A 19,179-nucleotide genomic window follows, 5' to 3' on the forward strand; every position below is an offset into this window, starting at 1 on the left:
TGGGCGAAACTGTTCAGGTCAAGCTGCCTGCCGTCTTGCGGGGGTAGCGGGTGCGCCCGCATGCTGCACGCGCTGCGCTGCGCTGCGGTAGCGCCTTCCCTTCTGCTTTCAGCTCCCCCTTGAGGTCCGCCCATGCGCGCTTGTACTTCGGCTGCCTCATTTGCTTGCCTGCTCGCCGTCTTCCTCGGCGCCCCGCTTGGTGCGCCCCTTGGCGCCCTGGCGGCGCCGCCGACGGAGCAGCCGGCCTTTTCCTGGACCGGCGTCACCGTCGGCCTGGACGTCGGATATGCCTGGGCGCAGGCGAGCGGGCATGATTGCAACTGGGCACGCACCATATGCCCGGCCTATTCCACCGGGGCTGACGGCATCGTGGGCGGTGCCTATGCCGCCTTCAACTGGCAGGTGGACCATATCGTGCTCGGCATCGAGGGCGATATCGAGGGTTCCGCCGTCGCCGGGACCTCGACCTTCTCCACCCCGTCTGCGTCCTACCTTTTCGGCCATGCGGTGGACCAGAGCTGGCAGGCCTCGCTGCGCGCGCGCCTCGGCTATGCGTTCGACCGCACGCTCGTCTATGTAACCGGCGGCGTCGCCTATGCCGATGTCTTCAACGATGTGTGGCGGCTGGGCAAGTCGTTCCACTCTTATAGCGAAACCCGTCCGGGCTGGACCGTGGGGGCCGGCGTCGAGCAGGCCCTCTCCGACCACTTCACCGCCCGCCTCGAATATCGCTACACCGGCTTCGACAGCTCCGAGAACTCGGTGGGCACCAATTCCACGCTCCTGCAGGATTTGAACCAGCAGGCCGTCCGCATGGGCATCGGCTACAAGTTCTGACAGGGGCGCGAGACGGGCGGAGCCGAAGCCCCGCCCGCGATCCCGCTCAGGCCGCCTTCGCGGCAAGCGCCTTGCGCTTGAGGTCCGGCGGCACGGCCTCGTCCACCAGCGCGGCGACTACCTCATCCAGCGCGCCGGAGGTCTGGGCGTTGGAGCCGAGGCGGCGGATGGAGAGGGTGCGTTCGGCCGCCTCCTTCTTGCCGGCCACCAGCAGCACCGGCACCTTGGCCAGCGAGTGCTCGCGTACCTTGAGGTTGATCTTCTCGTTGCGCAGGTCGAGTTCGGCCCGGAGCCCTGCCGCCTTCAGCTCGCGCACCACCTCGGCGGCATAGTCGTCCGCGTCCGAGGTGATGGTGGCGACCACCACCTGCGTCGGCGCGAGCCACAGCGGGAAGTGCCCGGCGAAGTGCTCGATGAGGATGCCGGTGAAGCGCTCCATGGAGCCGCAGATGGCGCGGTGGATCATCACCGGCGTCTTCTTCTGGCCGTCCGCATCCACATAGAAGGCGCCGAACCGCTCCGGCAGGTTGAAGTCCACTTGCGTGGTGCCGCACTGCCATTCACGGCCGATGGCATCCTTCAGCGTGTACTCGAACTTGGGACCGTAGAAGGCGCCTTCGCCCGGCAGGATGCCGGTCTTGATGCGCCCGCCCGACTGTGCCTCGATCTCGGCCAGCACGCGGGTCATCACCTCTTCGGCGTGATCCCACACGGCGTCCGAGCCGACGCGCTTCTCCGGGCGCGTGGAGAGCTTCACCACGATCTCCTCGAAGCCGAAATCGGCATAGGTGGAGAGGATGAGATCGTTGATCTTCAGGCACTCGGCCGCCATCTGCTCCTCGGTGCAGAAGATGTGGGCGTCGTCCTGGGTGAAGCCGCGCACGCGCATCAGCCCGTGCAGCGCGCCGGAGGGCTCGTAGCGGTGCACCGCGCCGAACTCGGCGAGGCGCATGGGCAGGTCGCGATAGCTCTTCAGCCCGTGCTTGAAGATCTGCACATGGCCGGGGCAGTTCATGGGCTTCAGCGCGAACACGCGCTCGTCCTTGGTCTCGTCGCCGGCCGACTGGACCTTGAACATGTTCTCCTTGTACCAGCCCCAGTGGCCGGAGGTCTCCCACAGGGAGTGGTCGAGCACCTGCGGGGCGTTGACCTCGCTGTAGTCGGCCTTCAGCCGCCGGCGCATATAGGCGACCAGCTCCTGGAACAGGGTCCAGCCCTTGGGATGCCAGAAGACCGTGCCGGGGCCTTCCTCCTGGAAGTGGAAGAGGTCCATCTCCCGGCCGAGGCGGCGGTGGTCGCGCTTCTCGGCCTCCTCCAGGCGATGGAGATAGGCGCCGAGCTCCTTCTCGTCCTGCCAGGCGGTGCCGTAGATGCGGGTGAGCATCGGGTTGTTCGAATCACCGCGCCAGTAGGCGCCCGCCACCTTCATCAGCTTGAAGGCGTTGCCGATCTTGCCGGTGGAGGGCATGTGCGGGCCGCGGCAGAGGTCGAACCACTCGCCCTGCTTGTAGATCTTCACGTCCTGGTCTTCGGGGATCGCGTCGACCAGCTCGACCTTGTAATTCTCGCCCTTGGCGGCGAACACGCGCTTGGCCTCCTCGCGCGTCCACACCTCCCGGGTGAAGGCGCGGTCGCGGGCGATGATCTCGCGCATCTTCGCCTCGATGACCGGCAGGTCCTCCGAGGTGAAGGGGGCGTTGCGGGCGAAGTCGTAATAGAAGCCGTTCTCGATCACCGGGCCGATGGTGACCTGGGTGCCCGGCCACAGCTCCTGCACCGCTTCCGCCATCACATGCGAGCAGTCGTGCCGGATCAGCTCCAGCGCGCGGGGATCGTCGCGGGTGACGATCTCGAGCTTCGCGTCGCGGGTGATGGGCTGGGAGAGGTCGGCCAGCTCCCCGTCGAGGGTGACGGCCACGGCCTTCTTTGCGAGGGATTTGGAGATGGCGGCGGCGATGTCCGCGCCGGACGTCCCCTCGGCATAATCGCGCTTGGCGCCGTCGGGGAAGGTCAGGGAAATCATGTCTCGGCTCCTTGCGGCCCACTCCTGCGCACCTCGCAGGTAGGCCTTTTCGTTAAGCGCGCCCTTTTAGGCGAGGCCATGGCGCCGCGTAAAGCGCGCCCGCCCGGCGCCGGGGGCGAACGGGGTGCCCAGGCAAGGCCGGCGACAGCTCCGGATCGGGAAAAACGCGCGATCCACGCTCCGGATACCGTTCAGCAATCCTTCAGGACCAAAATGCTTCAGTGCTTCGGCTGCGTCCCCCCTTTCCCTCGCGCGCGGCCTCGGCTAATCGGAATGCGGGGTCGTGAGTGTTCGCCATGCCGGCGTCGTTCCGGAAAGGTCCAGGGAGGGCCTTTTTTCGGAGGGCAGGGCGGGTCACGCGGGGTGGGAAACCGGTCGGGGCGCCTTTGGTGGCGGCACGATCGGGGAGGACACCGCTCGACCGGGTTCATATCCCGGGATGCGTCTAGAAGAGGCCGGCATGATGCCTGTGACGATCAAGACCTTGACCTTCGCCGCCCTGCTTCAGGTGGGCGTGTTTGCCTTTGCGACCGGCGCCAGCGCCCAGGTCGGCCCGCGCGGCGGCCCCGGCGCGGTGATGGACATCGACGAGCAGCCGGGCCTCACGGCGCCGGACGACGACGTCGCCCAGCTCGACCCGCAGTTCCGCCACCAGCCGGTGTACTTCCGCACCACCGAGAAGCCCGGCACCATCGTGATCCACACGAACGAGCGCTTCCTGTACCTGGTGCAGGGCGACAACCGCGCCATGCGCTACGGCATTGGCGTGGGCCGCGACGGCTTCCAGTGGTCGGGCCTCAAGACCATCGAGCGCAAGGCCGAGTGGCCGGACTGGACCCCGCCGTCCGAGATGATCCAGCGCCAGCCCTACCTGCCGCGCTTCATGGCCGGCGGCCCTGGCAACCCGATGGGCGCCCGCGCGCTCTACATCGGCGGCACCGTCTACCGCATCCACGGCACCAACCAGCCGCAGACCATCGGCTACGCCGTGTCCTCGGGCTGCTTCCGCCTCGTGAACAGCGAGATCATCGACCTCTACAGCCGTGTCCCGGTGGGCACGAAGGTCGTGGTTCGCCAGCAGGCCGCTCTCTGAGAGCGGCCCTTTCCGACACATTTTCACTGGGGGACTTCATGAAGACGATCCTGGCCCTACTGGCCGGCGCGGCCCTTGCGCTCGGCGCAACGGCGGCAACGGCGCAGACCCTCAAGACCGTGAAGGACCGCGGCGAACTGGTCTGCGGCGTCTCCAAGGGGCTCCCCGGATTCTCCGCGCAGGATGCCTCCGGCAAGTGGACGGGCTTCGACGTCGACGTCTGCAAGGCGCTGGCGGCGGCCATCTTCGACGACCCGAACAAGGTGAAGTACGTGCCGCTGACCGCGGATGAGCGCTTCCCCGCCCTTTCCAAGGGCGACATCGACGTGCTCTCACGCAACTCCACCTGGACGCTGGAGCGTGAGGCCAAGCTCGGCCTGCTCTTCACCGCCATCAACTATTATGACGGCCAGGGCTTCCTGGTGCGCGACGCCCGCAAGGTCACGTCCGCCCTGGAACTCGACAAGTCCAAGGTCTGCGTGCAGGCGGGCACCACCGCCGAGAGCAACACCAAGGACTATTTCGCCGCCAACGGCATGACGCTGGAGCTGGTCACCCTGCCCACCTCCGGCGAGCTGGTGAAGGCCTACGAGGACGGCAAGTGCGACACGCTCACCACCGACGTGTCGCAGCTCTATGCCCTGCGCCTCACCATGGCCAAGCCCGGTGACCACATCGTGCTGCCCGACGTGATCTCCAAGGAGCCCCTCGGCCCCGTCGTCCGCCAGGGCGACGACCAGTGGTTCAATCTGGTGAAGTGGACGGTGTACGCGATGATCAATGCCGAGGAACTCGGCGTCGCCACCAACACCCTGGATGCCGCGATCAAGTCCCAGAAGCCCGAGGTGAAGCGCCTTGTGGGCAATGAGGGCAATTACGGCGAGGAGCTGGGCGTGACGAAGGACTTCGTCGTGCGCATCGTGAAGGCGGTGGGCAATTACGGCGAGAGCTTCGAGCGCAACGTGGGCGCCGCCTCCAAGCTGGGCATCCCGCGCGGCATCAACCAGCTGTGGAGCATGGGCGGCATCCAGTACGCGCCGCCGGTGCGCTGATCGGGTCCCGGGATCGGCGGTGCGCTGATCCCTGCGGCTAAGCTTTTGGTCCCGCTTACGATTCGAAACGCCGCGCTCGCAGGGATGTGAGCGCGGCGTTTCCGTTCCGGCATCGACCTGCCTTGAAGGCGTGTCCTAATCTCCCCGGCGCGTCACGCCCCGAGGAGAATTGGATGACCGAGGTTTCCCGTCGGACCCTTCTGGCCGGTACGGCCGGCATGGCCGGTGCCATTGCCGGCGGACTGGGTGGCGCTGCCGCCCAGACGCCCGCCCAGCCCGTCGCCGGCACCCAATCCACCCCCGCCCCCAATCCGGATACGGCCAAGGCATCCGGCCCGGTGCAGGTGCCGAGCGCCTATCGCTACAAGGTCGGCGACGTGGTGGTGACGGCCATCTCCGACGGCATGCGCACGATCCCGCTGTCCGACACCTTCGTGCGCAACCAGCCGAAGGACGCGGTGAATGCGGCTCTGAAGAAGGCCTATCTGCCGGAAAACCAGGTGCCGATCTCCTTCACCGTCCTGCTGCTCGACATCGGCGGCAAGAAGGTGCTGATCGATACCGGCAATGGCGGGCAGGCCGGCCCCGTGGGCCTCGTGCGCGGCACCCTGCAGGATCTTCAGATCGACCCGGCCTCCATCGATCAGGTGGTCATCTCCCATTTCCATCAGGACCATATCAACGGCCTGCTGGCCGCCGATGGCACGCCCGCCTTCCCCAAGGCGCAGCTGATGGTGCCGGAGCGCGAATGGGCGTTCTGGATGGACGACGGCCAGATGAGTCGCGCGCCGGATGGCCTCAAGGCCGGCTTCCAGAATGTGCGCCGTGTGTTCAAGCCGTTCGAGGGCAAGGTGGAGCGCTACGCCTGGGACAAGGAGGTGGCGCCGGGCCTCAAGGCGGTCGGCACGCCCGGCCATACGCCGGGACATACCTCTTTCGAGCTGGATTCGGGCTTCGACACCCTCTTCATCCAGTCGGACATCACCAATCTGCCGGCCCTGTTCGTGGCCAATCCCGGCTGGCATGCCATGTTCGACATGGATGCGGCAGCGGCCGAGGCGGTGCGGCGCAAGACCTACGACCGGCTCGCGGCCGACCGCATTCTGGTGGCGGGCTATCACTTCCCGTTCCCCGGCGCGGCCTATCTGGAGAAGCAGGGCGACGGCTACCGCTACCAGCCGGTCTACTGGCGCCCGGTGCTGTGAGCCTCTGAGGGCAAGGCGGCGGGCGCGTCAGCCCGCCGCCACCTCGCCGGCGATCCAGGCGAGATAGGCCGGTAGCCCGCCTTCCAGCGGCAGCACCACGATGGCGGGCACGTCGTAGGGGTGGGCGGCGCGCACCGCCTCCACCACCTCGGTCGCGCGCTCCGATGTGGTCTTCAGCATCATCACCGCCTCGGTGCCGCGCTCGATCTTGCCCTCCCAACGGTAGATGGAAACCATCTCCGGCAGGATGTTGGCGCAGGCGACGAGGCGCGCCTCCACCAGCGTGCGGGCCATCGCCTCGGCTTCCGCGACGCTGGGGAAGGTGGCGTAGACGATGCGCGCGGGCATGGGTTCCTCCGGGGCGCGAGGCAGGGCAAACGGCCGATGCGCCTCAAACGCGACCCTACCATCCCTCCCGGCGCCTCGACAGACGGCGGCGGGAGGGCTAGACCGTTCCCGGCCCCTTCCGCTCCCGGCCCGCCGACCGGACGATCCTCCTGACCGACGCACCGATGAGCGAACCCCGTTTCCAGCGCATCGCCTTCGTTTCCAGCCAGACGCCCGAGGCCGACGCCGCGCGCGAGCGCCTCGTCGCCCGCTACGGCATGGTGGCGGAGGAGGAGGCCGACGTGGTGGTCGCCCTCGGCGGCGACGGCCTGATGCTGCAGACCCTGCACCGCTTCCGCGAGCGCGACCTGCCCATCTACGGCATGCACCGCGGTTCGGTGGGTTTCCTGATGAACACCTATCGCGAGGAGGGGCTGGCCGAGCGCCTCACCGCCGCGCAGTCTGTGACCATCCATCCCTTGATGATGGAGGCCGTGACCTCCAGCGGGATGCGCCACCGCGCCCCGGCCTTCAACGAGGTGTCCCTGCTGCGCCAGTCCTACCAGGCGGCGAAGCTGCGCATTTCCATCGACGGCAAGATGCGGCTGGAGGAGCTGATCTGCGACGGCGTCATCGTCGCGACCCCGGCCGGCTCCACCGCCTACAACCTCTCCGCCCACGGCCCGATCCTGCCGCTCGGCACCGCGCTCCTGGCGCTCACCCCCATCTCGCCCTTCCGCCCCCGCCGCTGGCGCGGCGCGCTGGTGCCGGACCGCGCGCGGATCGACATCGCCGTGATGGAGGCCGACAAGCGCCCGGTGAGCGCGGCGGCCGACCATTTCGAGGTGCGCGACATCATCGCCGTCTCGGCCCGGCTCGATACCACCTCCTCCGTGGACATGCTGTTCGACCCCGACCATGGTCTCGACGAACGCATCCTGCGCGAGCAGTTCGTCTACTGACGCCCCGGGCGCCGGCGAGCCATGGTCTTCTCTTCCGTCACCTTCCTGTTCTATTTCCTGCCGGCATTCCTGCTGTGCTACTTCGCGACGCCCGGCGTGCGCGCGAAGAACATGGTGCTGCTCGCCTTCTCGCTGGTGTTCTACGCCTGGGGCGGCCTGCCCAACGTTCTGGTGCTGGCGGCCTCCATCGTCGGCAACTATTTCCTCGCCCTCGCCATCGACGGCCGCAGCGAGCGCTGGCGGCTCCGCGTGCTGGGCCTCGCGGTGGCGGCGAACCTCGCCGGCCTCATCGCCTTCAAATATTCCGGCTTCCTGGCGCAAAATTTCAACGTGCTGCTGGCGCCGGCTGGCCTCGCGCTGCCGGTGGTGCATCCGGCGCTGCCGCTGGGCATCTCCTTCTTCACCTTCCACGCGATCTCCTACCTCGTGGACGTGTACCGCCGGAAAGCCTCGGCCAATGGGCGGTTCGAGGAGATCGCGGTCTACATCACCATGTTCCCGCAACTGGTGGCCGGCCCGATCGTGCGCTACTCCACCATCCACCGGCGCATCCGGCAGCGGCGCACCACGCTCGGCCGGGTCTCGGCGGGCCTGCGCATCTTCGTCATCGGCCTCTCCTGGAAGGTGCTGATCGCCGACGAGGTGGCCCCGGTGGTCAGCGCGGTGTTCGACCACACCGCCACGCCCAATCTCGGCGAGGCATGGCTCGGCGTCACCGCCTATGCGCTGCAGATCTATTTCGACTTCGGCGGCTATTCCAACATGGCCATCGGCCTCGCCATCGCCATGGGGCTGAAGTTCCCGCGCAACTTCAACCTGCCCTATGGCGCGCGCTCCATCTCGGATTTCTGGCGCCGCTGGCACATGAGCCTGTCGAACTGGTTCCGCGACTATCTCTACATCCCCCTCGGCGGCAACCGGCACGGCCACTGGCACACGGCGGCGAACCTGTGGACCGTCTTCCTCCTGTGCGGCCTGTGGCACGGGGCGAGCTGGACCTTCGTGATCTGGGGCGCCCACCACGGCACCTTCCTGGTGCTGGAGCGCACCCGTTTCGGCGCGTGGATGAAGGGCGCGCCGCGCCTTCTCTCCCACCTCTACGTGCTCTTGGTGGTGCTCACCGGCTGGGTGTGGTTCCGCGCCGATAGCCTGCCGCAGGCGCTGGAGCTGTTCCAGGGCCTCGTGGGGATGAACGGCGCCGGCTATCTTTCCACCCAATTGGAGGTGGAGCTGAAGCCGGTGACGCTGGCCATCCTGGTGCTCGCCTGGCCGCTGGCCATGTTCGGCCTGCCGCGTCCGGGCGGGCGCGCCATGGAGCCGAAAGTGCGCCTCGCCGTGTTCAGCGCGGTGGATAGTCTCGTGGTGTGGGGCCTGTTCGTGCTCTGCGTGCTCTCGGTGGGCGCGGCGACCTATTCGCCCTTCCTGTACTTCCGCTTCTAGATCCGGAGGGACGCCATGCCGCTTCTGATGTCCTTCCGCCGCTGGTGGGCGGTGATCTTCTTCGCCATCCTCACCCTGCCCACCATCGGCCTGATCGCCCCGGACCTGCCGGCCCCGCTGCGCACCGTCGCCGCCCCCGAGGCGCGCTGGTGGGAGGACGCGGCGCGCCGGCTCGATCCCTACATCAACAACGTGTTCGGCTTCCGCGGCGCGGTGCTCACCGCCCACCGCTCCTATGTGCGCTTCATCGGCGACACCCAGGGCGACCTCGCGCTGAAGGGCGAGAACGGCTCGCTCTTCCTCAAGGACGAGCACGCGCTGGAGCAGTCGCTGGGCCAGCTGGTGCGGCCGGAGGCGGTGACGGGCATCGTCGCGCTCGCCGAACGCATGAACGCCTACATGAAGGCCCATGGCGGGCGCTTCGTGGTGCTCATCCCGCCCAACGGCCACACCACCAATTTCGAGAATTTGCCCGCCTATGCGCGGCGCATGAAGGTCTCTCCCACCGAGTACGACCTCGTTGCCGAGAAGATGAAGGCGGCCGGCATCACCTTCGTGGACATGCGCCCCATCCTCGCCGAGGCGAAGAAGACCGGGCCGGTGCACTGGCGCTATGACACCCACTGGAACCAGCGCGGCCAGCTCCTCGGCTTCAACGCCGCCATGGCCGCCGCCGGCCGTCCCGATCTGGAAGTGGAGCCGGAGGATGCCCTCGGCCCGCCCGAGCCGCGCCTCACCGGCGATCTGCTGCGCGCGACGGGCTCCCCCGTGCCGAACCCGCCGGACGTGATGTTCCCGCCCAAGGGGCCCATGGTGGCGCCGAAGGACCCCAAGCTCATCCCCGGCATCTTCAAGCCGGTGCCGGACAGTGACCCGTTCCAGCCCTATGCCATCGACACGGGCCATGCCGGCCCGCGCATCATGGTCATCGGCGACAGCTTCTCGCAGGGCTCCTGGCGCGGCCTCGGCGTGTCGCAGGCATCAGCCTATGCCTGGATGCACCACCGCTATTGCCGCTTCGAGATGGGCGCCGTCGAGCGCTTCAAGCCCGACATCCTCATCTACGCGCCTACCGAACGGGCGATGCCCTGCAAGGGTACGCCGGCGGAGTGAGGAGCGTGCCGCTCCATTTCACTGCTGTCATCGCCCGCGCCGTGCGGGCGATCCACCGTTCCGCTTGTGCAGTGGCCGACGATGGGAACCAGCCACACCGTGGATCCCCCGGACGAACCGGGGGATGACGGCGCAGTGCGCGGGCTTCTGCTCAAAATCACGAGGCTCAGTCCTTCGGCGTCCGCGCCTTCAGGTCCATGCCGCCGCCCGGGGGGCGCTCGCGCTCGGTCAGTTCATCGACAAAGGAGTAATCGAGATAGCCGCAGCGGGCGAGGGACTTCATGACCCGCATGTCCACCCGCCCGTCCACGATGGCGGCATCGTCCACGTAAACGCCGACGATCTCGCCGATGATCATGTGCTGGTCGGGCAGCGTGCCGTCCTTCCCTTTGGGGCGGAAGGTCTCCACATAGACGCATTCGAGGGCGCAGGGGCTCGCGGCGACGCGGGGCGGCTTCACGAGGCGGGAGGGCGCGCGCTCGAGGCCCACGAGGTCGAACTCGCTCACGTCGCGCGGGGCGGGGGCGGAGGTGAGGTTCACCGCGTCGATCAGATCGAGGGTGGCGAGGTTGCAGACGAACTCGCCGGTGGCCTCGATGTTGGCGGCGCTGTCCTTGTGGCCGGCCGACGAGAACATCACCAGCGGCGGCGCCTCGCAGATCAGGTTGAAGAAGGAATAGGGGGCGAGGTTCGCCACGCCTTCCGGCGTCAGCGAGGAGATCCAGCCGATGGGGCGGGGCGCCACGATGGCCTTCAGCGGCGAGAAGGGCAGGCCGTGATTGCGCTTGGACGGCTCGTAGAACATTGCGGGGCAAATCCTGATCCGGGAGATCCCGGACCATATCCGCTCCGCCCGCCGGGCGGCAGCTATACTGATGCATGGTGCGGGGCCTCAGCCCAGCGCCAGCATGGTCGATGTGATGTCCTCCAGCGCCCGCTCGGTCGTCTCCATGCCGGCGGCGATGGCCTCCTTCGCCCGCTGGAACTCGAACAGGCCGATGCGGCCGAGCTTGGGGGAGAGCATCACGTCCGGCGGATCGCCGGCGAGGCGCGAGCGGGCGATGCGGTCCTGGGTGATGTTGAAGGCGTCGATCATGACCGTGGTCAGCCCGCGCGGGCCGTCGCCCGAGGGACCGGCGAAGAACTGCCGCCGCAGCCGGTCGGGGCTGAGGATACCGGCGAGGCCGTCCTTCTTCTCCGCCACCGCCATCTCGGCGACTCGCTCCACCACGCCGCCATGGTCCTGGATGACCGTGCCACGGCCGAACACGTCGGCATTGAGGTTCACCGCGATCACCATGCGCGCGCCCATGGCACGGGCGGCGGAGACCGGCACCGGGTTCACCAGCGCCCCGTCCATCAGCCAGCGCCCGCCCACCTTCACGGGCGTGAAGATGCCGGGCAGGGCGTAGGAGGCGCGGATGGCGTCCACGAAATCGCCGCGCGTGAGCCAGATCTCGTGGCCCGTGCCCAGCTCCGTCGCGATGGCGGCGAAGACGATGGGCAGGTCCTCGATGGAGATGCCGCCCACGTTGCGGCGCATCAGCTCCACGAGGCGGCGCCCGCCGATCAGGCCGGCGGCGCCGAGATTGAAATCGAGCAGGCCCAGCACGTTGCGCTTGGTGAGGCTGAGCGCCCACTCCTCCAGCGTGTCGAGCTTGCCGGCGGCCCAGATGCCGCCCACCACCGCGCCGATGGAGGTGCCCGCCACCACCGAGGGGCGGATGCCGGCGCGATCCAGCGCCTTCAGCACGCCGATATGGGCAAAGCCCCGCGCCGCCCCGCCGCCGAGCGCAAGGCCGATGGCCGGGCCGTTGGGCGCGGAGGTGCGCGGCGCCGCGTGGGCGGGCGTGCCGAGATCGGGCGGGCCGGCATCGGGCGGCTGCGACGCGGGATTCTTCGCCTCGGAGGTCGCGGAACTGGAGGCCGCAGAACTGGAGGCCGCAGTTTTGGGGGCGGCCGCTGCGGTGGGGCCGGATCGCCAGTGGAGGGACTGAAACATCGACGCCTCCCGTCGCGCCGCCCGCTTCTGGCGCCGTGGAAGCAGAGCCTCCGTCGGCACCGAAGCGTTTCCGGCGCACCGCTACTATGGCGTCACGTTTACTAAGGTCTGGTGTCCGAAGCGTGGCACCCTATGGCACCTCTCGGCGCCGGGCGGCCGAGGGCGCCTCGCCGAAATGGCGGCGGAACTGGCGGTTGAAGGTGGAGAGGTCGCGGAAGCCGGCCTCGAACGCAAGGTCGGAAATGCGCCGGTGGGCGTGGCGCGGATCGTCGAGCATCCGGCGCAGCCATTCCATCCTGAGCCGGGCGACATAAGCGGAGAAGGTCTCGCCGCCTTCCTCGAACAGCACCTGCACATATCGTGCGCTGATGCCGAGCTGGGTGCCGATGGTGGTCGCAGACAGATCGTGGCGGTGGAGGGCCGCCAGGGTCGCGGCCTTGGCGGTGGCGAGGCGCGCGGCCTTCACGGCGCTGCGTCCGGGCGCTTCACGCGGGGGAGCGCTGCGCTTGAGGGCCAGTGCGGCGAGTTCGGCGAGCTGCCCGGCCACCAGTCGGCCGGCTTCCTCCGAGCCGATGTGCTGGCGTTCGACCAGCTCCGCATAGCCGAACATCAGGTCAAGCACCGGATCGCTCGGCGCGAACCGCACCATGTCGAGGTCGTCGAGGTTCGGCACCAGAGCGCGCAGCAGCGGCCGCGAGACCTGCACGCTGCGGAACACGGTGTCGGGCTGGATGATGGAGGACGAGCGCTGGCCAAGATTCCACACGCCGGTTTCGCCTGCGCCGACATTCATCTCGCGGCCGTCCGGCGTGGTGACGCGATAGGCGCGCTCGGCACGGCAGATGGTGAGGTCATCAATGCCGTCGGAGAGTAGCGCGGTCGTCCGCGTCGAGACCATCGCGCTGGCTGTTCCCTGCGCCACCCAGGCGCCGGGAAGTTCGAGGAAGCTCACCGAGATGCGGAAGGGATCGTCGGGGGCCGGCGCGAGGTCGAGGCCGGTCAGCACGGGGCCGTAGAATTCGCGCACATAGGCCATGCGCTCGGCCTCCGGCACGTCGGCGGTGTTGAACCGCACGGGTGCAAAGGCACTGGCGTGATCGGGGGGCGTGTCCGCGGCTTTTTCAGCGGCCTGTTCAGCGGCTTGGGGCATCGAAACGGAGCTTGAAATCTGGTCCGATCGGCGACCGGGGTCATCTGTCCCCCGTGCCGTCGAAGAGGTTGCGGCAATCGCCTGCCTGAAGCGGGCGACGACTTGCCTTCGTAAAGGAATGCAGGGGAAGCTTTGCCGCGTCAATGTCCCGGGCGCGCGCGGCGCGGTTGTGGACCGCATTTTCTGCACCGGAAGAAGTGCGTTTCGCGCCTTGCACAGGGGGAATGCGCGTAATGCCGAGCAACGTGGCCGGGAGTGGCGGATAAGAAGCAGCGGACCACAGTTTCAGCGCTTCCGTCAGGGCGATCGCCTGAAAACCTCCGCGGCCGGTGCAGTGCTTTTTCCGTTGCCGCGTTCTCGCAGGCGGCGGGCCGGCACTGTGCCGGCTATTTCCGTTCGGGCGGCAGTGTCAGTAATCTTGCCCGGTCAGTGGTCGTGCCCGTCGTGGCCCTTGCCGTAGACGGCGGCGGGGTCGAAGCGTGGGGTGTCGCCGGTGAAGGCGAGGCGGGTCTCGGCCGAAGGCGCCGCGCCGATGGGCACGGAGCGGTAGAAGCAGGAGCGGCGGCCGGTGTGGCAGGCGGCGCCCGTGCCGCCCATCTCCACCTTGATGACGACCGCATCCTGATCGCAGTCGATCAGCATCTGCCGCACCTTCTGGGTGTGGCCGGAGGTCTCGCCCTTCTTCCAGAGCTTGCCGCGCGAGCGGGAGAAATAATGCGCCTCGCCGGTCGCCATGGTGAGGGCGAGGGCCTCCGCATTCATGTGGGCCAGCATCAGCACCTCGCCGGTCTCCGCATCCACGGCGACGCAGGTGACGAGGCCGTTGGCGTCGAAGCGCGGGGAGAGGATGGTGTCCTCCTCCAGCGCGGCGCCCTTGCCGGCGACGGGGAAGGTGAAGGCGGTGGTTTCGGCGCTCATGATCGCTCGGTTACTTTCGCTCGCATGTCGGGCGCTCCCGCCGCGCAAGAGGACTCATCAAACGCCCTTCTGCGGCGGTCCTGCGTCAGCCGGACACCTCAGCCCTTGGAGCGCACCAGGGTGATGAAGCGCACCTGCTCGGCCGGATCATCCCGGAAGACGCCGGTGAACTGGGTGGTGAGGGTGGAAACGCCCTGCTTGGTGATGCCGCGCATGGACATGCACATATGCTCGGCCTCGATCATCACCGCTACGCCGCGCGGGCGCAGCCCCTCGTCGAGAGCATTGGTGATCTGCGAGGTCAGGTGCTCCTGCGTCTGCAGCCGGCGGGCGAAGATGTCCACCACCCGCGCGATCTTGGAGAGGCCGACCACCCGCTCCACCGGGAAATAGGCGACATGCGCCTTGCCCACGAACGGCACCATGTGGTGCTCGCAATGGGAATGGAACGGAATGTCGCGCACCAGCACGAAGTCGTCGAAGGTGCCGATCTCGCCGAACGTGCGGTCCAGCAGCTCGTCGGCGTCCTCGCCGTAGCCGGAGAACAGCTCGTCATAGGCCTTCACCACGCGCTTCGGCGTGTCGAGCAGGCCCTCGCGCGCTGGGTCTTCGCCGATATAGGCGAGCAGCGTCTTCACGGCGGCTTCCGCCTCGGCCCGGGAGGGGCGGGGGCTGCCGTCGGAGAGGGGCGGGTGGACCTTGGGGAGGGCAGGGGCACCATCCGGCGCAGGCGCGCGCAGAGCCGCCGCAGCCTTGGCCTTCAGCTGACGCTCCCGCTCCTCGTTCTCGGCCTGCGCCTTGAACAACTTAACAACCGCGTCCATGACCAACTCCGTTCGACCCGCCGCCCCGGAGCCGCGAAGCTGCCGGGAAAGGCGGGAGTGTCACCGGTTGTCGGCTCGCTTGCGCGGTGTCGCTCAAACCGCGCCCCGCCGGACCTGCCGGCGGCGGCTTTGCCGTCCGTTTCAAAAATGAAGGCCCAAAGTCGGGCCCAAGTTCCATGATGGGGCCGAAGGGCCGTTTTCGCAAGGGTGAGGGTGCCCGAATGTCCCGCACAGCGGTTCCATGACACCACGCGACCAGACGGCATGCGCCGCCTTTGCGTCCGTTCCTCCCGTCTCTATATAAGATCGGAATGCTCGCGCGGCAGGCCTCTGGGCCTCGTTCGCGCCGCCGGATTGGTTCGCCCATGATCAATGACGTCTACAACGCCCGCATCCTCGCCCTCGCCGCCGATATCCCGCGGCTCGGCCGGCTCGCTGCGCCGCAGGCGAGCGCGCGGGCGCATTCCCGGCTGTGCGGCTCAACCGTCACCATCGATCTCGTGATGGACGGCGACACCGTGGCCGATTTCGCCCATGAGGTGCGCGCCTGCGCCCTCGGGCAGGCGTCCTCGTCCCTCATGGCCAGCCACATCATCGGGGCCAGCGCGCAGGAGCTGCGCGAGGTGCGCGACATCATGTGGAAGATGCTGCGGGAGAACGGCTCGCCGCCCGCCGGCCGCTGGGAGGACTTCAAGGTGCTGGAGCCGGTGCGCGACTACAAGGCGCGCCACGCCTCCACCATGCTCACCTTCGACGCGGTGGTGGACGCCATCGGCCAGATCGAGACCGCCCGCGCCGCGGCCGAGTAGGGATTGGTGCTGAAACGCATTTTCTTCACGCGAACCGGTGCCTACTTCGCTTGAAAATGCTTTAGCCCGCCGCCCATTCCTCGGCCCGCCGGGTCTCGATGGCGGCGATGGCCTCGGCCGCCGCCTGATCGAAGGCGGTTTCGAGCGCCGGATTGACGCCGCGCAGCCCCGCCGCCACCGCCTGCGACCATTCCACATAGGCCCGGGCGCGCGATTGCGGCCAGTCCTCGGGTGGGTCGTCGGCGAGGGAGCGCAGGTTGCAGGTCTTGTCGGCGAGCTTCAGCAGCTTGCCACGCGCTGACAGGTGCGGCGCGTGTTCCACCTGGAGGCGCTTGCGCTCGACCGAGGTCAGCGCCTTGTCGTCGGTGACTTCCATCACGAGGCTCGCGATGTCGGGGCCGAAGGTGGTGGCGATCTCCTCCGGCGTCACGCTTTGGTCCTCCACCACGTCGTGCAGCAGCGCGGCGGCAACGAGGTCGGGATCGGCTCCTCCCGTCGCCTCGCTCACCAGCAGGGCGACCTCCACCAGGTGGTTCACATAGGGCTGCGCCCGCCGGCCCTTCCGCCGCTGGTCGGTGTGGCGCAGGGTCGCGAAGGCGAGCGCGCGCATCACCGTGGACAGGGGAGGGACGGAAGGCGTGTGCGGGAAGACATCAGGCATCGTCGATCACCTCGCGCGACAATATAGCCCCCGAAACAGGAGCCGCGCGGGTCGTCGGGACCAGCTCGGCCCCGACTTCGACATGAAGGCTGGATAGGCGCATTCCGCTCCCCGAGGGTGGCGAATATGGGGCGGCGGGGGACAGGGGCGGACATGGCGGCGGATCAAGGCGGGCTGAACGAGACGGTGGGGCCGGTGCGCAGGATCAGCGCGCTGATCGCCCGCGTCCCGCGCCTTGCCTTGCGCGGGCTCATCCTCGTCTATCGCTACACCTTTTCCGCCTTCATGGGCCGGCAGTGCCGCTATCTGCCCACCTGCTCGGAATATGCGGAAGAGGCGGTGATGCGGCACGGCGCACTGCCCGGCGCGGTGATGGCCACGGCCCGCATCTGCCGCTGCAATCCCTGGGGCGGGCATGGATACGATCCGGTGCCCAAATGCCTGCCCACGGGCGGCCGCTGGTACAAGCCCTGGGCCTACGGCATCTGGCGCACGCCGAAGGCGCCGGACGCGGAGGACTGATCCTCGGCGCGGAGGATCAGTTCCGGCGCACCGCCGTGGGCATCGGCGTCGCGGGCACCGCCGGGGTGGGCGCGGCGGCCGGGGCGGTCTGTGCCGCTGCCGGGACGGGCTTTGCCGCGGCGCCGGCGTCGGTCATCTTCACCTCGGCCTCCTTGAACATGCGCTCCAGCGCCGCCAGCCGTTCGGCCGAGCGGGGCGAGAGGGTCACCGGCCGCTCGCTGTCGGCGAGGCCGGGCACGTTCAGGGTGGCGGGCGGCTCGTCGAGCTTGGGGATGGGCGTGGTGACGCCGGGGATCGGCTTGATCTCGATGCCCTGGTGGGCATAGGCCATCACCTTCTGCCAGGTCATGGCGGGCAGGGTGCCGCCGGTCATCTTGTTCATCACGGCATAGTCGTCGTTGCCGAACCACACGCCGCAGACATAATTGCCGGTGAAGCCCATGAACCAGGCGTCGCGGTAGGCATTGGTGGTGCCGGTCTTGCCCGCCACCTTGGCGTTGGGCAGGCGGGCGCGGCGGCCGGTGCCGTTCTCCACCACGTTGTTCATCATGTCGTTGATATCGTAGAGCGCCTGCTGCGGGATGATCTGGACGGGCTTGGGCGCGTCGCGGTCGAACCGCCAGATCACATCGCCATTGCCGATGCGCATCTCCACCACGGCGTGGGGATAGACGCTCTTGCCGCCGTTCGCGAACACCGAATAGGCGGTGGTCGCGTCGAACAGCGTCACCTCGGCGGCGCCGAGCGGCAGCGGCGCGGAGATGGGCAGCGGGGTGCGGATGCCCATCTGGTGGGCGAGGTCCACGATCTTCTTGCGGCCGAACTTCTCCGCGAGACGCACCGCCACCGTGTTCAGCGAATGCTGGAGTGCGGTCTTGAGCGTGATGGAGCCCATGTAGGAGCGGCCGTAGTTCTGCGGGCACCAGTTGCCGAGGCAGATCGGGGCATCCTGCACGATGGTGTTCGGCCGGTAGCCGTTCATCAGCGCCACTGTGTAGACGTAGGGCTTGAACGAGGAGCCGGGCTGCCTGAGCGCATCGGTGGCGCGGTTGAACTGGCTCTCGCCATAGTCCCGCCCGCCCACGAGCGCCCGCAGCGTGCCGTTGGGTTCCATCACCACGATGGAGCCCTGCTTGACCTTGTAGTCGCGGCCGAACTCGTTGAGCGAGGATTCCAGCGCGGCGTCCGCCACCTTCTGGATGTTGGGGTCGAGCCCGGTGCGGACGATGAAGTTGCGCTCGACGACGGACGGCGGCAACTGGTCCACCAGCTTCTTCACCTCGCCGAAGGCGTAGTCGAGATAGAAGTCCGGCACCTCGTCGTCGCGGCGGTCCACCGGCGTCGCGGGATTGCGCCGCGCGCCGAACACCTGGCCTTCCGTCATGAAACCGGCCTCGACCAGATTGTCGAGCACGGTGGAGGCGCGGGCGCGGGCGGCGGGCAGATTGATGTGCGGGGCGTATTTGGACGGCGCCTTGAACAGGCCGGCGAGCATGGCCGCCTCGGCGAGGTTCACCTCCTTCACCGACTTGCCGAAATAATAGCGCGCCGCCGCATCCACGCCGTAGGCGCCGCCGCCGAGATAGGCGCGGTCGAGGTACAGCTTCAGGATCTGGCTCTTGGACAGGCGCGCTTCCAGCCAGATGGCGAGGAAGGCTTCCTTGATCTTGCGCTCGATGGTGCGCTCGTTGGACAGGAACAGGTTCTTGGCGAGCTGCTGGGTGAGCGAGGAGCCGCCCTGCCGCACGCCGCCCGCCTTGGCATTGGTGACGAGGGCGCGGGCCGTGCCGGCGACGTCGATGCCCCAATGCTCGTAGAAGCGCCGGTCCTCGGTGGCGAGCGTCGCCTTGATGAGGTTGTCCGGGATGTCTTCCAGCGGGATGGTGTCGTTCTGCTTGACGCCGCGCTCGCCGATGGAATTGCCGTAGCGGTCGAGGAAGGTGACGGCGAGCTCGGTGCGCTTCAGCCAGTCGTCGGAGGTCTCGCGGAAGGCCGGCATGGCGAGCGCCAGCATGACCATGGCGCCGGCGACGCCCAGGGTGAAGCCTTCCGAGGCCGCGCCGATGGCCCAGCGCCCCACGCCCGTGACGTTGAACCGCTCGGTGAAGGCGGCATAGGCGGAGAGGATATTGCGCGTGCGGGCGCCGAGGCTGAACAGCGAGCTGTCCAGCAGCGCGTCGAAATCGAGCATCAGCCCGCGCAGGCGCTCAAGAAGGGAAGGACGCTTGCGCTCGGTCACGG

Annotated in this window: 18 protein-coding genes; 9 read left to right on the forward strand and 9 right to left on the reverse strand. The window is 68.2% G+C overall.

From position 1 onward, the window contains the following. The first annotated feature begins 132 nt into the window (after window positions 1–132). On the forward strand, window positions 133–837 hold the full coding sequence (locus tag XAN126_RS27025) for an outer membrane protein (protein WP_024278340.1): 705 nt from the start codon (window positions 133–135) through the stop codon (window positions 835–837). A gap of 46 nt (window positions 838–883) precedes the next feature. Here the strand turns inward: XAN126_RS27025 and thrS are convergent, their stop codons facing one another. Beyond that, on the reverse strand, window positions 884–2,860 hold the full coding sequence (gene thrS, locus XAN126_RS0109425; RefSeq protein ID WP_024278341.1) for a threonine--tRNA ligase: 1,977 nt from the start codon (window positions 2,858–2,860) through the stop codon (window positions 884–886). Window positions 2,861–3,320: 460 nt separating this feature from the next. Between thrS and XAN126_RS0109430 the strand changes: the two genes are divergently transcribed. The 3 genes from XAN126_RS0109430 to XAN126_RS0109440 all read left to right on the forward strand — a co-directional run bounded on the left by XAN126_RS0109430 (window position 3,321) and on the right by XAN126_RS0109440 (window position 6,210). Beyond that, window positions 3,321–3,953 carry a L,D-transpeptidase gene (locus XAN126_RS0109430; protein WP_155982271.1) on the forward strand — a complete coding sequence of 211 codons (633 nt, stop codon included), beginning with the start codon at window positions 3,321–3,323 and terminating at the stop codon, window positions 3,951–3,953. A 38-nt stretch (window positions 3,954–3,991) separates the two neighbouring features. Further along, a complete protein-coding gene (locus XAN126_RS0109435; RefSeq protein WP_024278343.1) occupies window positions 3,992–5,005 on the forward strand; it encodes an amino acid ABC transporter substrate-binding protein in 1,014 nt (337 codons plus the stop codon). A gap of 173 nt (window positions 5,006–5,178) precedes the next feature. Continuing rightward, entirely contained in the window at window positions 5,179–6,210 is a 1,032-nt protein-coding gene (locus XAN126_RS0109440; RefSeq protein WP_024278344.1) for an MBL fold metallo-hydrolase, read from the forward strand. Window positions 6,211–6,237: 27 nt separating this feature from the next. Here XAN126_RS0109440 and cutA read toward each other — a convergent pair whose 3' ends face one another. Continuing rightward, window positions 6,238–6,558: a divalent-cation tolerance protein CutA gene (gene cutA, locus XAN126_RS0109445; protein ID WP_024278345.1), complete on the reverse strand. Its 321-nt coding sequence runs from the start codon at window positions 6,556–6,558 to the stop codon at window positions 6,238–6,240. 164 nt (window positions 6,559–6,722) lie between these two features. On the opposite strand from cutA, the gene XAN126_RS0109450 reads away from it, so the two are divergent. The 3 genes from XAN126_RS0109450 to XAN126_RS0109460 are packed head-to-tail and all read left to right on the forward strand — an operon-like array spanning window position 6,723 to window position 10,052. Then, a complete protein-coding gene (locus XAN126_RS0109450; RefSeq protein ID WP_024278346.1) occupies window positions 6,723–7,499 on the forward strand; it encodes an NAD kinase in 777 nt (258 codons plus the stop codon). A 21-nt stretch (window positions 7,500–7,520) separates the two neighbouring features. Further along, a complete protein-coding gene (locus tag XAN126_RS0109455; RefSeq protein ID WP_024278347.1) occupies window positions 7,521–8,939 on the forward strand; it encodes an MBOAT family O-acyltransferase in 1,419 nt (472 codons plus the stop codon). 15 nt (window positions 8,940–8,954) lie between these two features. Next, window positions 8,955–10,052 (forward strand): hypothetical protein, encoded by a 1,098-nt coding sequence (locus tag XAN126_RS0109460; protein ID WP_024278348.1) that lies wholly within the window; start codon window positions 8,955–8,957, stop codon window positions 10,050–10,052. A 166-nt stretch (window positions 10,053–10,218) separates the two neighbouring features. Here the strand turns inward: XAN126_RS0109460 and XAN126_RS0109465 are convergent, their stop codons facing one another. The 5 genes from XAN126_RS0109465 to folE all read right to left on the reverse strand — a co-directional run bounded on the left by XAN126_RS0109465 (window position 10,219) and on the right by folE (window position 14,946). After that, the gene (locus XAN126_RS0109465) at window positions 10,219–10,857 is read right to left on the reverse strand and encodes a flavin reductase family protein (protein WP_024278349.1); all 639 of its coding nucleotides are present in this window, start codon (window positions 10,855–10,857) and stop codon (window positions 10,219–10,221) included. Between the two features lie 87 nt (window positions 10,858–10,944). Continuing rightward, window positions 10,945–12,054 carry a patatin-like phospholipase family protein gene (locus XAN126_RS0109470; RefSeq protein WP_024278350.1) on the reverse strand — a complete coding sequence of 370 codons (1,110 nt, stop codon included), beginning with the start codon at window positions 12,052–12,054 and terminating at the stop codon, window positions 10,945–10,947. Window positions 12,055–12,184: 130 nt separating this feature from the next. Then, a complete protein-coding gene (locus XAN126_RS0109475; protein WP_024278351.1) occupies window positions 12,185–13,129 on the reverse strand; it encodes a helix-turn-helix transcriptional regulator in 945 nt (314 codons plus the stop codon). A 501-nt stretch (window positions 13,130–13,630) separates the two neighbouring features. Beyond that, entirely contained in the window at window positions 13,631–14,122 is a 492-nt protein-coding gene (gene hisI, locus XAN126_RS0109480; protein ID WP_024278352.1) for a phosphoribosyl-AMP cyclohydrolase, read from the reverse strand. A 98-nt stretch (window positions 14,123–14,220) separates the two neighbouring features. Then, entirely contained in the window at window positions 14,221–14,946 is a 726-nt protein-coding gene (gene folE, locus XAN126_RS0109485) for a GTP cyclohydrolase I FolE (RefSeq protein ID WP_024278353.1), read from the reverse strand. A gap of 365 nt (window positions 14,947–15,311) precedes the next feature. Between folE and XAN126_RS0109490 the strand changes: the two genes are divergently transcribed. Then, window positions 15,312–15,755, forward strand: coding sequence for an iron-sulfur cluster assembly scaffold protein (locus XAN126_RS0109490; protein ID WP_024278354.1), 444 nt, complete (start codon window positions 15,312–15,314; stop codon window positions 15,753–15,755). Between the two features lie 61 nt (window positions 15,756–15,816). On the opposite strand, the gene XAN126_RS0109495 is transcribed toward XAN126_RS0109490, so the two are convergent. Further along, the gene (locus XAN126_RS0109495) at window positions 15,817–16,416 is read right to left on the reverse strand and encodes an HD domain-containing protein (protein ID WP_024278355.1); all 600 of its coding nucleotides are present in this window, start codon (window positions 16,414–16,416) and stop codon (window positions 15,817–15,819) included. A gap of 153 nt (window positions 16,417–16,569) precedes the next feature. On the opposite strand from XAN126_RS0109495, the gene yidD reads away from it, so the two are divergent. Continuing rightward, complete coding sequence (gene yidD / locus XAN126_RS29280) at window positions 16,570–16,938, forward strand: membrane protein insertion efficiency factor YidD (RefSeq protein WP_081762590.1); 369 nt, start codon at window positions 16,570–16,572, stop codon at window positions 16,936–16,938. Window positions 16,939–16,954: 16 nt separating this feature from the next. Here the strand turns inward: yidD and XAN126_RS0109505 are convergent, their stop codons facing one another. After that, window positions 16,955–19,129 carry a PBP1A family penicillin-binding protein gene (locus tag XAN126_RS0109505; RefSeq protein WP_051460824.1) on the reverse strand — a complete coding sequence of 725 codons (2,175 nt, stop codon included), beginning with the start codon at window positions 19,127–19,129 and terminating at the stop codon, window positions 16,955–16,957. Window positions 19,130–19,179: the final 50 nt, after the last annotated feature.

Source organism: Xanthobacter sp. 126 (assembly GCF_000526175.1).
Lineage (GTDB): Bacteria > Pseudomonadota > Alphaproteobacteria > Rhizobiales > Xanthobacteraceae > Xanthobacter > Xanthobacter aminoxidans.